Source organism: Pseudomonas sp. KH_050 (genome assembly GCF_057838875.1).
Genome location: NZ_CM174478.1, coordinates 5,060,753 through 5,074,475, shown reverse-complemented (window position 1 = coordinate 5,074,475; position 13,723 = coordinate 5,060,753). Strand labels below are relative to the sequence as shown.

Below are 13,723 nucleotides of genomic sequence, written 5' to 3'. Positions count from 1 at the left end.
CAGCGCGGGCTTTTTTACGCCAGGAGAAAAGTATGACAGCCACAGAGAAAGACCGGGACATCCTTGCGCGCACGCTTTGGGGCGAGGCCCGCGGGGAAGGCTTGGCGGGACAGATCGCCGTCGCTTGGACGATCCGCAATCGCGTGTTCGACGGCAAGGCCAAGTCCTGGTGGGGCGAAGGCTATGCCGGCGTGTGTCTGAAGGCATGGCAGTTCAGCTGCTGGAACAAGAACGATCCGAATTTCGGTTACTTGAGTGGCGCCAAGCCGATCCCCGCCGGGCAGTTCGCCCAGGCGAAGGCTGCCGCTGACCAGGTGATCGCCGGTACCGCTCCAGATCCAACCGGCGGGGCCACTCACTACTACGCGACCACCATGCCCAAAGCTCCGGGCTGGGCTGCCGGCGCCAAGCAGACGCTGAGGCTTGGGCATCACGTCTTCTTTAGGGATGTGCCGTGAGCGTGAGCGAGCCTGCCTATACTGCCCTGATCAAGTGATCGGGAACGGAGGCCGGCATGGGAGATCTTGACGAGAAGATAGCTGCAGGGGATCCACTAATGCAGCAGGCTCTGCAGGCATTGCGGCGGTATAACGAAGCAAAAGGCGTGAAGCCGGCCGAGGAGGTCGAACGTCTGCGCCTGAAAGTGGAGACACTCATGACGGCGGTATCGAAGTATCAGCTTTGGGCGCTGGGTGGGCGGGTGCCATTACTTCACTGAGCTGGACGGATCAGGCTTTGCCCTTGGTTCCGAACATTGCCCACGGCCACATCGACCCTGAACCACTCGAAGGTCTCGGACGGCTCTCCCTGTTGAATCATCATATGCTCGGCGCGCTCCTTGGGCGTGGCCGGGTCAAGCCATTCCCGGGCCAGCTCCGCCGCCAGTATTACCGGGCGTCGATCGTGAATGTCCACCATGCCGCCGGCCGAATCGGCAGTGATGATCACGAAACCGTCATACTCGCTGGGCGCGTGGTCGCCGGTCGGAAACTGGCCGATTGAGGCGCAGAAGGCAGGGGCACCATCTCGGCGCCGGATAAGGTAGGGCTGTTTCTTGGGGCCACCTTCATCGACCCACTCATACCACCCGTCGATTGGCGTAATGGCGCGGTGTGGCCAGATCGCTCGGTAGAATGGGCTATGCGCGACCTTTTCGACTCTGCCGTTCGGTTTCGCTGGCTGGTCAGTTGCCCAATGCGGTCGCCAACACCACCTGACCAGGTCGGCGCGCAGCGTGTCGCCTTCCTGGCGAAAGAGGGCGACCCTTGTTGTAGGTGCGACGTTGTACTGCTCGAGCGGCTGGTCGCCGACGGTGTTGACCAGAGCATTGGGCATGCTCAGCGCCGCCACGAAGTCGTGGATACCACGGTACTGGGAAAGTCTTCCGCACATTGGCGAGTCCTCCACTTGAAACATCAGCTTAGCTCGTCTGGCATTACGATGGATGATTACGAACCGACGAACTGATGGTTTCAATCTAGAAGCCAACTCGTAGAATACTGTTTTTATATACAGTATTGAGCAAGCCATGTACTTCCTGATCACCCGAATGAGAGAGAAGGGCGTAGCCAGGCCCCAGAAAGAAATACGCTTTGCGGTACCGCTTCGTGGCGACATCAATGTGCGCAATGAGATGTGCGAGCAGCTGAACAGGACGAGCGACGTTGCCAGGGTCAAGTCGGGCATGCCGCTTGATCCGGAACCGTTGCCGCCACTGTTCGATGCGATCCTCTCGGGAATGGCGACCGGTGCTTTCACGCTGAGTGGTATCGAGGAGGTCGACGGCTGCCTCTATGCGCAGTCGTGGTGGTGCAGGCCTGTATAAAGGAGGGGATTGTGTTCGGTCGGCAGGATGCCGGGGAGGGATGTTTCTCGTACCACTTTTCGTACCATATGCAGTTCCCAACAGGGGTATTCAGGGTCTTTGAATGGCGCTAAAGCCCCCTGTTTACTGCATTGCTCATACTCCAGCTAATCCGCACATAAATTCCTTACCGGTTTGTCCGTTGGGGAGGGGGCAATCGATACACGCGCCAAATGGCGGGTACTCTGAAACTGACCCGGCTGAATCTCTGGAGTTTTAGATCGATAAGTTATAAGTGGCCAGGGTTGGCTTTGAGGGCAGCAGTCACGGTATGTAGGAGATGCCTACAACCAGAAAAAGCCCTGCATACATAAAGCTGCAGGGCTTCTGGGTCTGACCCAGGGTTTTACTTGGCTTGCTTGAACATCTCGGCAGCACGCCTGGCGATTTCTTCCTGGGACAAATCTTCCTTATGGGTGGCGAGAAACCACAAATGACCATAGGGGTCTTTTAGCGTGCCTGAACGATCGCCGTAGAACTGGTCTTTGACTTCAGAAACCACCTCACCTCCGGCGGCAATCGCCTGAGCGTACTGTTTGTCGACATCGTTGACATACAAATGCAGCCCCACCGAGATGCCGGTCTGTTCAGGACTGCCCAGCGACGCAGCGTCGCAGGGGGTGGCGAGCATGATCGCCGAGTCGCCGATGCGCAGTTCGGCGTGGCCGATGTCGCCGTTGGGTGCAACCAGACGCATGACTTCCGTGGCGCCGAACGCTTTTTTGTAGAACTCGATCGCTTGCGCGGCTTTTTTGATGCCCAGGTAAGGCGTGATGCTGTGGAAGCCCTCGGGTATCGGTTTAACGCTCATGTCGATTCTCCTTTTTGTTGAGGGGATAAACGTAATCCTTCACCGTTTTCCGGTCGATTCACTATAGGTCACGAAAAACCGGGAAGCCGAGGGGCCGACGGACAGCAGCATAGTCATTGTTTGGCCCACGGGGGCTTGCCCCCTCGCCACAGGGGCGACGCTATTCTGGATCGACCGCCGACTCCAACAACTGCGCCCCCGGCCCGAGTTCACCCAGCACATCGCCATCGTTGCGCAGCGGGCAGGCCTCCATCGACAAACAGCCGCAGCCAATGCAGTCATTGAGCTTGTCGCGCAGCATGATCAACTGGTTGATCCGCTCATCCAGATTTTTGCTCCACTGCTCTGCCAGACGCTTCCAGTCCGCCGCGGTCGGCGCGCGATGGTTGGGCAGTGACTTCAGAGCATCGCCGATCTCTGCAAGTGGAATGCCCAATCGTTGTGCAATCTTGATCATCGCCACCCGCCGCAGGATTTCCCGCGGATAACGGCGCTGGTTGCCCTGGTTGCGATTGCTTTTGATCAGCCCCTTGGATTCATAGAAGTGCAGGGCAGTAACCGCGACACCGCTACGAGCCGACAACTGGCCGACAGTCAGTTCTTTGTGGATGGTTTCTTTTCTGATCATCGCATTTGCCACTTGACCTCTAGTTAGCTAGAGGTTTTACCCTGCATGGCCTCGGATCGCAAGATTCTGCTTACCTGTCAGTGGGGACTATTCATGCAGTCGCTTGAAAAAAATCGCAGCTTCACGCAACTGATCGAATTCGAGATCGAACCTCATCAGCAACCAGGGCTGGTCTCGGCCTTGGCTGAACAGACTGAACGTCTGGCCCAGGTCTACAGCGGTTTTCTCAGTGCCAGCGTGCAAGCCAGCCATGACGGCCGGCGGGTGCTCAACTATCTGCAATGGCAATCGCGGGAGGCGGGTGAAGCGGCCTTCCAGAGTTTCGAGAATGGCGAACAGGATTTCTGGAAGCTGATCCGCGCCTATCAGGCCAGGACCGTGACCTTCGGCTCATTTCAGGTGCTGCGCAGCATCGAGCGCAGCCATGACGATGCGTTGCACTGCAACCTTGTGTGCTAGTGGCCACTGGATCGACAACTGCAAGATCCGCTCACCCTGAATGTTACCCACTACCCGGCGTTTGTTCACTGCCAGTTCGCCGATCTTGATCAGCCGGCTGCGGGTGACGTTGCGGCTCAGGCCCAGCAGGTTGGCGGTGGTTGTAATGGCTGAAGCAGTAAGCGGCCCGAAGCCCGAGGCAATCGATCAGGCGCTGGCTTTAGCAGGCAAAACATCGTTGGCGATCATTTCTCCAAACGGCCCGGTGAGGTTGGTGATGCCGCGACCGGCGAGGCTGGCGTAGGGTTCCGGCAACAGCGGGAACACCAGTTCGGCGAAGCGGTAAGCCTCTTCCAGGTGCGGGTAACCAGAAAAAATAAAGCTCTCGATGCCCAGGTCCGCGTATTCCTTGATCCGTGCCGCCACTTGCTGCGGATCGCCGACCAGCGCGGTGCCGGCGCCGCCACGTACCAGGCCGACTCCGGCCCAGAGATTCGGGGCGATTTCCAGGTTGTCACGTCGGCCGTCATGCAGCGCGGCCATGCGTCGCTGGCCTTCTGAGTCGAAGCGCGAGAAAGATTTTTGTGCCGCGGCGATGGTCTCGTCGCTGATGTGCTCGATGAGTTTGTCGGCAGCTTTCCAGGCTTGCTCGGCCGTTTCGCGGACGATCACATGCAGGCGTATCCCGAACTTCACCGTGCGCCCCTGACGCGCCGCGCGTTCACGGATATCGGCCAGCTTCGCGGCGACAGCGGCCGGTGGTTCGCCCCAGGTCAGGTAGACATCGACCTGCTCGGCGGCCAGGTCGTGGGCCGCTTCGGAAGAACCGCCGAAGTACAACGGTGGATAAGGTTTCTGCACGGGTGGATACAGCGCCTTGGCGTTCTGCACCCGCAGATGCTTGCCTTCGAAATCCACCGACTCGCCTTGCAGTACTCGGCGCCAGATCTTGAGGAATTCGTTGGTGACTTCATAGCGTTCGCGGTGATCGAGGAAGCTGCCATCGCCACGGTTTTCATCAGGGTCACCACCGGTCACCACGTTGATCAGCAAGCGGCCATTAGACAGCCGGTCCAGGGTTGCTGCCATGCGCGCCGAAACAGTCGGCGAGATAATTCCTGGACGAATCGCCACCAGGTAACGCAGGCGTTCGGTCAATGGCACCAGGGCCGAAGCAATGACCCATGAGTCTTCGCACGAACGTCCGGTGGGAATCAGCACTCCGTGGTAACCGAGGTGGTCTGCGGCCTGGGCCACTTGTTTCAAGTAATTGAGCGTGACCGGGCGCGCGCCCTGGGTGGTGCCCAGGTAATGGCCATCGCCGTGAGTGGGGAGAAACCAGAAAACATCCATGAACAGATCCTTGAGCGATTTTCAGCAGAGGGTTTGGGTGCACACCTAACAGCGGCGCGTTCTGCAGCAAGACGAATGCGGGCGTCCACTGCGCCCGATGCAGGTTCGTTATAAAGACACATTGTTATTCCGTAAAATATCGTAAAAAGATATTGATAGATCATTTAGGAATATGTGTCGCAAATGGATCTGCTTATGCCGAAGTCGATAGCGACTATTGAGAGTGTTGATTTTTGTCGGCCTGGGCCTGGGAGTAGCCTGTGTTCATCGCCTAACGCCAGCTTGTCAGGAGACTCCCATGAATCGTTTTCTCGCCATTTCCTTGCTGCTTGCCGCTTCGGTTCTCGCCGGCTGTGGGACTCATTACTCCCCCGAGTTGCGGCCGTACACAGCAGAAGAAAGTCGTGAGCTGGCGTTGGAGGCGTTGAATCGTCGCGGGTTGTCGTTCGATGAGTACCACCAGAAAAAAGCCGAGTTGCTCGGCCAGCCGCAAAAAGTCATTGGCTTCAATGCACAAGGCGAAATGGACGCCGAGCACAGCGTGATCCTGCCTGGGCGCCAAAGCTGAGCGGACTGTACCGCTCAAAGTTTTGCGCAACTGTCCGTGGGTTTCACCGGGTTCGTGAGATAGGGTCAACTCCTGACTGACCCTGATGGATTGCCCCATGACTCTCTCGCTGGATTTGCTGCTGGGCTTCGCCCTGTTTGCGCTGGTTACCTCCGTTACCCCCGGCCCCAACAACACCATGCTGCTGGCCTCGGGTGTCAATTTCGGTTTCAACCGTTCCATACCCCATATGCTCGGCATCAGCTGTGGATTCTTCGTCCTGGTGCTGGCGGTCGGCTTTGGCCTGGGGGCGGTATTTCAGACTTATCCGCTGCTCTACAACGTGTTGCGATATGTCGGCGCGACCTATCTGCTTTATCTGGCGTGGAAAATCGCTCATTCCGGACCCGTTTCCGAAACCGGGCAAGGCCAGGGCAAACCAATCAGCTATTGGGGCGCGGCGGCGTTTCAGTGGGTCAATCCCAAGGCCTGGATAATGGCGATCGGCGCCATCAGCACCTACACCCCGTTGCAGGGCTACTTCACCAACGTGGTGGTGATCGCCGCTGTCTTTGCCTTGATCAACCTGCCGAGCGTCAGCCTCTGGGTCGCTTGTGGCAGCTTGTTGCGCAAGGTACTGCGCGATCCGCGGTGGCTGCGGGTGTTCAATCTGAGCATGGCCTTGTTGCTGGTGATTTCGCTGTATCCGCTGTTTCTGGAAAGCGCTGGACACTAGGTTTTTTTGAATTCCGACTGCAGTTCCAGTATTTCTGACAGTATTTTTTAACCTCTCCATAGAACTAAAATCAGCCCGGATAGCGCGGTGAGCGAACGCTCGATTTGTCGCGCAATTGAGTGCGAGTACTTGCACGTTCCTGTCATGTCGTAGACGTAGTGGAAAAGTCTGGACTTGCCTGCCAATAGCGACATCAGTGCTCAACCGTGTCGAGCATTGAGTCTCGGCTTCAGTGACTCCTTTGCGGTAGCGAACGCATTGTTCGCCAGGCATGGGCGTATTGGGTTAGCAAGGAGAAGCTACGTATGTGTGCGCCTATCGTCTTTCGCCGTTTTTTATGGATTGCGTGTCTTGCCATGCCAGGGCTGTTGCCGGAGACGGTGTTTGCCCTGGCCTATTTTTCTGACTCGCCCACCGGCCAAACACTTGCAACGCCTGCCAAGGTCACGCAAAAACCACGTGCGGCGTGTACCGCCGATCCTTATGTTGTGGGCACGGAGTATCAGCAAGGGAATCAGGTTCAGAATGTCGGTCGGCAGTTCGAATGCTGGAAAGATGAAGATGGGCCACCGCTTGGAAATGACAGCTGGAAGTGGTGTAAACAAATCGGCTACGCCCCCGGTGATTCAGAGCACTGGCGTGATGCCTGGAAAGATCTCGGTGATTGCGGTGGTTTTGAGGGCAACCGTCTAAGCCTGAGTTTCGCCACCCTCAGCGGTAAAGCGCCGCTGAAACAGGCGGTGATCGGCGTGGCTCGGGCCGATCAGGTCGTTACCGGAGTCTTGCGCTGCAAGACCCAGGAAATCCCCATCAGAGCCAAAGCCAATGAAACGTTGGAAATCGATGGTCTCAAGGCCTGCGACTATCAACTGGTGATGAATGTTGCCGATGGTTTCGCGCCGCTGAACACTCCGCGAATCGTATCCTTCAAAGCGAATGAGGGAGAAGAACAGACGTTGACCGTGAAGTATCGTCTGCCGGTCGACATCGGCAAACTCAGTGGTTTGCCCGGAATCAAGATCGAGTTGTTTGCCCAGGGCCTGCTTCAGCCCCGGCAAATGGCCATGGGCAATGGCGTACTCTATGTCGGTTCCAGTGCAATTCCCTCCTACGTCTATGACGGGGAAATTGCCGACATGATTTATGCGCTGCCTCTGGATGGCGCTGGCAAGCCGACGGCAATCCATGTAATTGCCAGCGGTCTGGAGGAGCCCCATGGCGTGGCTTACCGCGATGGCGATTTGTACTACTCGACCACCGGCGGGCTTTATCGCCTGCGCAATGCCGATGAGAACTACAAAGACCCCAAGCCTGAGCGGGTGCTGGACTTTCCGGCAGACGGCAAGCTATTTCCTTTGCCGTCCCGGGCGTCAGGTTCTTCAACACGTATCTGGCATATGAAGCATCCGCTGCATTTCAACCCGCTCGATCCGGCGGACAAGGGGCTGTACACGGCGGTCGGAGTTCCCTGCAACCTGTGCATGATTCCCGCCGACGGGCGTTATGGCACGTTGCTGCGCTATGACCTGGAGACCGGCAAGGCTGAAGTGCTGGCCAAAGGTATTCGCAACTCCGTAGGGTTTGACTGGAATCCCAGGACTCGGGAACTCTGGTTCAGCGATAACAATAGACAGGGCTTCCCCAATCCCGATGAGGTCAACCGGATCGCTGGTCGCGACCTGCATTTCGGGGTTCCTTATCGGTTTGGCAAGGGGCAACCGGGGTTCACTCAAGAGGAATTTGAAAACCCTGGGGTGATTCAGCCGCCGTTGGTACCGGGTGCGATTGTTTCAGACAAGTCACTGGAGCAGGTCAATCCACGGGATTACGTGTCTGCCGCGTTCGAGTTGGGCACCAATACCGCGCCATTGGGGGTCAAATTCTGGGAGGGTTACCCGGCTCAGAGCGACACTCAGCGTTTGCTGGTAGCCGCACACGGCGCGGGCTCAGCCGAAAGGCCGGGGATGGATGTGCGGATGCTGACGATCCAGGGCGGGACCCGGGTGGTCAACCAGATCCCGCTGATCAATAGCTCTGGGCCGGACCTCGATCAAAACGATGTGTATGCGCTGAATGGTTCAACGGGGCGTCCGACTGACTTCCTCGAACTGGCAGATAAAAGTCTGCTGATTTCCGATGACGTGGCCGGGATGATTTATCGGGTGCGTTACGACGCCAGCGCGCTACTCGATACCGAGTTGGCATTACGCCCGATGCTGGCGCCTGCCCCCGAGTTGAGCGACAAGATGATCAGCGGCTATTTGATCTCCCCGGGAGGCAATAGCCGACTGTTTCATGTCTCATGGGATCCCTCTGACAGTGAGGCCGGAATAGTCATCAAGGGCCTGGACTACGGGGACTATCAGCTAAAGCTCAATGACGTAAAAAACTGGATTCCGCAGGTTCGCACTACCCACTTCACATTGTCCGCAGCAAACAAGACCCAATCGATCAACTTGCAGTACCGCGAGCGGCCGATAAAGCTTGAGGTCAAGGTCACTGTTCCTGCTCCGGAAAAACCTGCCTCAGTCACCGATGACCAATGGTCTGTCACCATCAGGAACAAGACCGATCCTGCTGCGCAACCCAGTACGGTAAAGGTGCCGTGGGGGGGAAGTATTACGCAGACGCTGAACTACGGTCAGTACGAGATTCTTTATCCGTATTACGCCAGGGAAAAACCGCAGCCTGAGCTGGTAACCGTGGTGATCGATGAGTCAAGCGAAGACCTGCAGGTACTGCCCATGGCGTACCGCAAGGTAGAAGAACTGGGCCCCGTGGTACTGGCCGAGACCTGCACCAAATGTCACACCGTGGAGTATTTCAACAGCTTGCGCATGGCTCTTGCCTGGAGTGTGGCGGGCCAGGATGCCTTGGTGAAACAGATCAAGAGCATGCCGGTAGCAGGACATTGCGATACCACCTGTGCCGCGCAAATCAGCAAGCACCTGTTTAATGTGGTCTGGGCGCCCTACCTGAACCCGGCCGAGTCCTATGGTGAGCGGCAACTGCGACTGCTGACGCCTGCGGAGTATGCCGCCAGCGTTCAAGACATACTGGATGTCGAGATCAATCCAGAGAAGTTACCGGCTGACAAATCGCAGAAGGACTTTAAATACCCGGGCGAGGCGGATAAAGGCATTCTTCAGACCGAAGATGTAAAGCTGTTCTACGACATGGCGTTGTTCGTGGCGGATAAGGTCGTTCCTGAACGATTGGCGTTGCTCAAATCGGCCAGCCAGCCTGACCTTGTTACTGCTCTGGGGTACCGGTTGTTTCGGCGGCCTTTGAGTGACGGGGAGTATGGGCGTTATAAGTCTTTGCTGGACAAGGATGGGCAGACTGGCCTGGTGGCCGGGATGCTGCTGTCACCTAACTTCCTGTATCGCTCGGAACTCGGGCAGACCGTGGCGGGCCGCTCAACCGTGTTCAAGCTTACGTCGTCCGAGTTGGCGACGGCGCTCTCCTATGCTTTTGAGGGAACCACCCCGGGCATCGAACTTTTAGGCAGGGCAGAGCAGGGATTGCTCGATACCCCGCAACAAATCGGGGCCGAGATCGAGCGGATGATGCGCTCCGATCGGGGTGTCGAGCAGTTCAACCGTTTTGTCAGCTATTACATCAAGACCAATCGCGGTGTGCAGGAAAAACCGGACTTGAACGAGGCCATGATCCAGTTAATGGCTCGGGAACAGTATCTGTTAACGCGCAATGTGATGCTGGATGGGCAAGGAACGCTTAATGAACTGTTCAACCCTGGGTATACCTATCTCAATGCCCCTCTTGCAGCGCATTACGGGATCAGTGGCGTCAGTGGTGACACCCTGCAAAAGGTACCGGTCGATGAAAAGCGCGGAGGATTGCTCCATCTCGGAATCACTCAGGCGGCCACCTCGGACTACCAGGCCACGTCATTGGTCAAGCGCGGCATCATGATTCGCGAGCAGATGTTCTGTCGTGAGTTTGGCGCACCCGTCGAAGCGGATCCTGCCGAGCCGGACTACCCCGCACATGCGATCACCACCCGCGAGCACTGGGATCTGGTCAACGGCGAACAGGCGTCCGGAGGACGTTGCTGGCAGTGTCATCAATACATGAATGACACCGGTGCCTCCATGGAGCACTACGACGCGGCGGGGCGCTATCGCCGTGAGGAATCGGCCTACAACTATGCGCAATACCCGCAAATGTTGCCGATCAAGTCTTCCGGTCCTTTCTTCAGCATTACCCCGACCGAACATATCAATGACGTTCGCGATATTGCAAAACTCATTCCGCGTCACCCTGCGTCGTTGTTCTGCATGGCGGATAGCTACTTCCGTTTCGCCTTCGGCAACAAATCCGATGAGGCAACTTCCGGGACCGTCAAGGCTATCGCCGATGGTTTGCAGGCCTCCGGCTCTCTGCGTGAAATGCTGAGAGCCCTGGGCACCTCCAATGCATTCCTGTACAAAACCGAGAGGGAGTGATCATGGGCATTCTGAAAAGCCGTCGACGTTTTCTGGCTGGCCTGGCCGCAGCCGGTGTGTATGGTCCCCTGACTCAGTTCGGCCTTGCGCGGATGGCCCTGGCGGGGCAAACCCAGCAGGCAAAATTGAAGGTGGTGTTTGTGGTTTTGCCAGATGGCCTGGCGGTGGATTCTTTCCGGGGCGGTGGCTTTGGCGATGGACTCGGCCTGTGGCATCCGCAGACGCAGAGTACGGACACCACCGTGTTCGAGTTGAATGAGGTCAGCCAGGAGTTGGCCGCCTATCGCAGCCAGTCCCTGTACCTTCGCGGTATCATTCTTGGCCCCGGAAATGTCGGTCATAACGGCTGGACTTGGGTATTACGTGATCGTGCAGCCAGCATGTCGTCCATCGACGTGTTGCTGGGGCAGGCACTACCCGGCACGGTTCCATCCCAGCGCAGCCTGTTTTCAGGTCCTCATGCAGGCATTGATGATACGCCCTGGTATGTTTCATGGAAGGGTAATGCGATTCGCACGCCCTATCAGGATCCGGTGCTGATGTATGAATCGCTACTCAGCATTCCCAGCCGTGCGGTACGTGAAGGGCAACTCAAGAACAACAGCGTATTTGACCCCGCGCGGATCGATATCCAGGAGCTCAAAGACAAGCTTTCCGGCGCCCAGCGACAGAAGCTGGAAACCCATATGGACTCGGTGGAGCAGGTCATCAAGGATATAGATGAGACCCTGCCGCCGGTTGGCGAGTGCTCTCCCCTGAGTCTGGAACCTCTGCCGTTCAAATCGGCGGATTACCGGAATCGTGTACAGAACAGTCATCACCAGGTCGTCGCTACCGCCTTGAGTTGCGGAATCAGTCGGGTAGCCACGATCCAGATCGGACGTTCAGCGGAATCGTTGAACATTATCGACGTCAGTCCCACCAGCAACCCTCATGAATGCGCACACCGGCGTTCCGGGGAAGCCTTCTGGAAGGGCACGCGTCAGTGGTACGTCAAGCAGGTCAAACTGTTCATGGACGAACTGGCAAAACATGCCGACCCCGATGTGCCGGGTGATAATCTGCTGAAACATACGCTGGTCGTAGTGACCAGCGAAATGGCCGACGGCGCACCAGAACACATGATCGACATGCCTGTAGTGCTTATGGGGGGGGCCGGTGGATTATTGAAGAGTGGCGACGGTGCCGGGCGCTACTTCAATATCACCTCACAGTTCGATCAAGCGCATCATTCGGGGAATCCGGTCATCGGCAAGAACTTCGTCGACATGCAACGCATCTGGGCCACCATCGCCAAAGCGGCGGGAACCAGCGTGCCTTACGCAGGCAATATCACTCCGGTGAGCGGTATATTCACCAATGTCTGAATGAAGTCTGGCTACTCAAAAAACCGGAAAATCCTGGTATCGGGCTTTCCGGTTTGTATGTTTAATCCGCCGATGGGAGCGGCCATTGGCCGATCGGCTCTCGCTAGCTCCTTATGCAGCCTGTTAAGCTGAATTTCAGGAGCGTTCCTACGCACTTTTAAGAGAGGTTGTCCTTCTTTAACTGCATCCGATCAGGTATTGCTTACGGTCTGCCGTTTTGCGCCGCTTTCGGGGTGGCGTCTGTCAACGTTCATTACCGAGCACGCCTGATCCGGGAACACGCTCAGCGAGTCTTCTTTTATGAATAAACGCCCTTTGTATTTCGACTACGCCGCCACCACGCCAGTGGATGAGCGGGTCATCCATGTGATGGTCGACTGTTTAGGTTTCAGTGGTAACTTCGGCAACCCGGCCTCCAGCTCCCATGCCTTCGGCCGGCAGGCCCGGCAAACGGTTGAGCATGCCCGCCGGCAGGTGGCCGAACTGGTCGGCGCCGAACCTTCGCAGATCGTCTGGACCTCCGGCGCCACTGAGTCAAACAACCTCGCGCTCAAGGGCGTCGCCCAGGCCCGCGGTATGTCGGGCGGGCACATCATTACCAGCCAGATCGAACACAAGGCTATTCTCGATACCGCCCGGCAGTTGCAGGAGGCCGGGGTCGCCGTGACCTGGCTGGTACCGGATGCCGAGGGTCTGATCAGCGCGCAGGCGGTCAGTGAAGCGCTGCGCGAGGACACCTTTCTGGTGTCGCTGATGCTGGTCAACAACGAGTTGGGTACCGTCAACGACATCCCGGCCATTGGCCAACGGGTGCGAGAGCATGGCGCGTTATTCCACGTCGATGCCGCGCAAGGCGCTGGCAAGGTGGCGATTGACCTGAGTGAGTGGCCGGTGGATCTGATGTCGTTTTCCGCGCACAAAATCTATGGCCCCAAGGGCATCGGTGCGTTGTATGTCGGCCCGCGTGCGCAACAGCGCCTGCAGGCACAGATTCACGGTGGCGGGCACGAAGGCGGTTTGCGTTCCGGGACACTTGCGACTCACCAGATTGCGGCCATGGGGGCGGCGTTTGCCCTGGCGGCAGAATTTTTCGATGAAGAAGCTGTCACCATCGTGGCGTTGCGCGAGCGTTTGCTTGGGCAACTCTTGAGTATTCCCGGTGTGCGTTTGAACGGTAGCGCGACCTGCCGTATTCCCCACACCTTGAGCCTGACCTTCAATGAGGGCGAGTTCAATCCGGTGGCGTTGAGTGCATCGATCGCGTTTTCGGCGACCTCGGCCTGCAACTCGGCAAGTAACGCACCGTCCCATGTATTGCTGGCCCTGGGGCATGACGCTCGGGCGGCCGGTCGCACCATCCGTCTGAGCCTTGGGCGTTTCACCACCGAGCAGGACGTCGATCAGGCGGCACAATTGATCAAGGCTTCATCCGCCAGTGCACCGGCGTTCTGGGCCGTTGCCCAGCCATAAGGGCTGATCCACATCGGCACCCAATAAAAATGATGAGTGA

13 protein-coding genes and 1 pseudogene are annotated in these 13,723 nt (G+C 57.5%); 9 read left to right on the top strand and 5 right to left on the bottom strand.

All coding sequences use genetic code 11. The features are described from left to right. Positions 1–32 precede the first annotated feature (32 nt). On the top strand, positions 33–458 hold the full coding sequence (locus AC3IUA_RS23110; protein WP_489357191.1) for a cell wall hydrolase: 426 nt from the start codon (positions 33–35) through the stop codon (positions 456–458). A 56-nt stretch (positions 459–514) separates the two neighbouring features. Beyond that, a complete protein-coding gene (locus tag AC3IUA_RS23105; protein WP_489357190.1) occupies positions 515–718 on the top strand; it encodes a hypothetical protein in 204 nt (67 codons plus the stop codon). Here AC3IUA_RS23105 and AC3IUA_RS23100 read toward each other — a convergent pair. Next, on the bottom strand, positions 712–1,392 hold the full coding sequence (locus tag AC3IUA_RS23100) for an SOS response-associated peptidase family protein (protein WP_489362438.1): 681 nt from the start codon (positions 1,390–1,392) through the stop codon (positions 712–714). The two genes, AC3IUA_RS23105 and AC3IUA_RS23100, sit on opposite strands and share 7 nt — an antisense overlap. Positions 1,393–1,528: 136 nt before the next feature. On the opposite strand from AC3IUA_RS23100, the gene AC3IUA_RS23095 reads away from it, so the two are divergent. After that, positions 1,529–1,825, top strand: a complete 297-nt coding sequence (locus tag AC3IUA_RS23095) for a hypothetical protein (RefSeq protein ID WP_489357189.1) — start codon at positions 1,529–1,531, stop codon at positions 1,823–1,825. Positions 1,826–2,210: 385 nt separating this feature from the next. Here AC3IUA_RS23095 and AC3IUA_RS23090 read toward each other — a convergent pair whose 3' ends face one another. Then, a complete protein-coding gene (locus AC3IUA_RS23090) occupies positions 2,211–2,675 on the bottom strand; it encodes a VOC family protein (protein ID WP_489357188.1) in 465 nt (154 codons plus the stop codon). A gap of 160 nt (positions 2,676–2,835) precedes the next feature. Continuing rightward, the gene (gene soxR / locus AC3IUA_RS23085) at positions 2,836–3,303 is read right to left on the bottom strand and encodes a redox-sensitive transcriptional activator SoxR (RefSeq protein ID WP_489357187.1); all 468 of its coding nucleotides are present in this window, start codon (positions 3,301–3,303) and stop codon (positions 2,836–2,838) included. A 93-nt stretch (positions 3,304–3,396) separates the two neighbouring features. Here soxR and AC3IUA_RS23080 point away from each other — a divergent pair, with 93 nt between their 5' ends. Next, entirely contained in the window at positions 3,397–3,762 is a 366-nt protein-coding gene (locus AC3IUA_RS23080) for an antibiotic biosynthesis monooxygenase (protein WP_489357186.1), read from the top strand. A gap of 9 nt (positions 3,763–3,771) precedes the next feature. Here AC3IUA_RS23080 and AC3IUA_RS23075 read toward each other — a convergent pair. Beyond that, a pseudogene (locus AC3IUA_RS23075) lies at positions 3,772–3,934 on the bottom strand (sigma-54-dependent Fis family transcriptional regulator); the annotation flags it as partial. 14 nt (positions 3,935–3,948) lie between these two features. Beyond that, entirely contained in the window at positions 3,949–5,094 is a 1,146-nt protein-coding gene (gene ssuD / locus AC3IUA_RS23070) for an FMNH2-dependent alkanesulfonate monooxygenase (RefSeq protein ID WP_489357185.1), read from the bottom strand. A 298-nt stretch (positions 5,095–5,392) separates the two neighbouring features. Here ssuD and AC3IUA_RS23065 point away from each other — a divergent pair, with 298 nt between their 5' ends. The 5 genes from AC3IUA_RS23065 to AC3IUA_RS23045 all read left to right on the top strand — a co-directional run bounded on the left by AC3IUA_RS23065 (position 5,393) and on the right by AC3IUA_RS23045 (position 13,683). Next, positions 5,393–5,662 (top strand): hypothetical protein, encoded by a 270-nt coding sequence (locus AC3IUA_RS23065; RefSeq protein WP_489357184.1) that lies wholly within the window; start codon positions 5,393–5,395, stop codon positions 5,660–5,662. A gap of 97 nt (positions 5,663–5,759) precedes the next feature. After that, positions 5,760–6,377 (top strand): LysE family translocator, encoded by a 618-nt coding sequence (locus AC3IUA_RS23060; protein ID WP_489357183.1) that lies wholly within the window; start codon positions 5,760–5,762, stop codon positions 6,375–6,377. A gap of 305 nt (positions 6,378–6,682) precedes the next feature. Beyond that, positions 6,683–10,846, top strand: coding sequence for a DUF1592 domain-containing protein (locus AC3IUA_RS23055; RefSeq protein ID WP_489357182.1), 4,164 nt, complete (start codon positions 6,683–6,685; stop codon positions 10,844–10,846). A gap of 2 nt (positions 10,847–10,848) precedes the next feature. Then, positions 10,849–12,213 carry a DUF1552 domain-containing protein gene (locus tag AC3IUA_RS23050; protein WP_489357181.1) on the top strand — a complete coding sequence of 455 codons (1,365 nt, stop codon included), beginning with the start codon at positions 10,849–10,851 and terminating at the stop codon, positions 12,211–12,213. A gap of 300 nt (positions 12,214–12,513) precedes the next feature. Continuing rightward, positions 12,514–13,683 (top strand): cysteine desulfurase family protein, encoded by a 1,170-nt coding sequence (locus tag AC3IUA_RS23045; protein ID WP_489357180.1) that lies wholly within the window; start codon positions 12,514–12,516, stop codon positions 13,681–13,683. Positions 13,684–13,723 lie beyond the last annotated feature (40 nt).

Bases quoted from the DNA above. Each gene is read 5' to 3' on its own strand.
- AC3IUA_RS23060 (WP_489357183.1), top strand. From the start codon at position 5,760: ATGACTCTCTCGCTGGATTTGCTGCTGGGCTTCGCCCTGTTTGCGCTG.
- AC3IUA_RS23045 (WP_489357180.1), top strand. From the start codon at position 12,514: ATGAATAAACGCCCTTTGTATTTCGACTACGCCGCCACCACGCCAGTG.
- AC3IUA_RS23065 (WP_489357184.1), top strand. From the start codon at position 5,393: ATGAATCGTTTTCTCGCCATTTCCTTGCTGCTTGCCGCTTCGGTTCTC.
- AC3IUA_RS23100 (WP_489362438.1), bottom strand. From the start codon at position 1,392: ATGTGCGGAAGACTTTCCCAGTACCGTGGTATCCACGACTTCGTGGCG.
- AC3IUA_RS23055 (WP_489357182.1), top strand. From the start codon at position 6,683: ATGTGTGCGCCTATCGTCTTTCGCCGTTTTTTATGGATTGCGTGTCTT.
- AC3IUA_RS23095 (WP_489357189.1), top strand. From the start codon at position 1,529: ATGTACTTCCTGATCACCCGAATGAGAGAGAAGGGCGTAGCCAGGCCC.
- AC3IUA_RS23050 (WP_489357181.1), top strand. From the start codon at position 10,849: ATGGGCATTCTGAAAAGCCGTCGACGTTTTCTGGCTGGCCTGGCCGCA.
- AC3IUA_RS23080 (WP_489357186.1), top strand. From the start codon at position 3,397: ATGCAGTCGCTTGAAAAAAATCGCAGCTTCACGCAACTGATCGAATTC.
- AC3IUA_RS23110 (WP_489357191.1), top strand. From the start codon at position 33: ATGACAGCCACAGAGAAAGACCGGGACATCCTTGCGCGCACGCTTTGG.
- AC3IUA_RS23105 (WP_489357190.1), top strand. From the start codon at position 515: ATGGGAGATCTTGACGAGAAGATAGCTGCAGGGGATCCACTAATGCAG.
- AC3IUA_RS23090 (WP_489357188.1), bottom strand. From the start codon at position 2,675: ATGAGCGTTAAACCGATACCCGAGGGCTTCCACAGCATCACGCCTTAC.
- ssuD (WP_489357185.1), bottom strand. From the start codon at position 5,094: ATGGATGTTTTCTGGTTTCTCCCCACTCACGGCGATGGCCATTACCTG.
- soxR (WP_489357187.1), bottom strand. From the start codon at position 3,303: ATGATCAGAAAAGAAACCATCCACAAAGAACTGACTGTCGGCCAGTTG.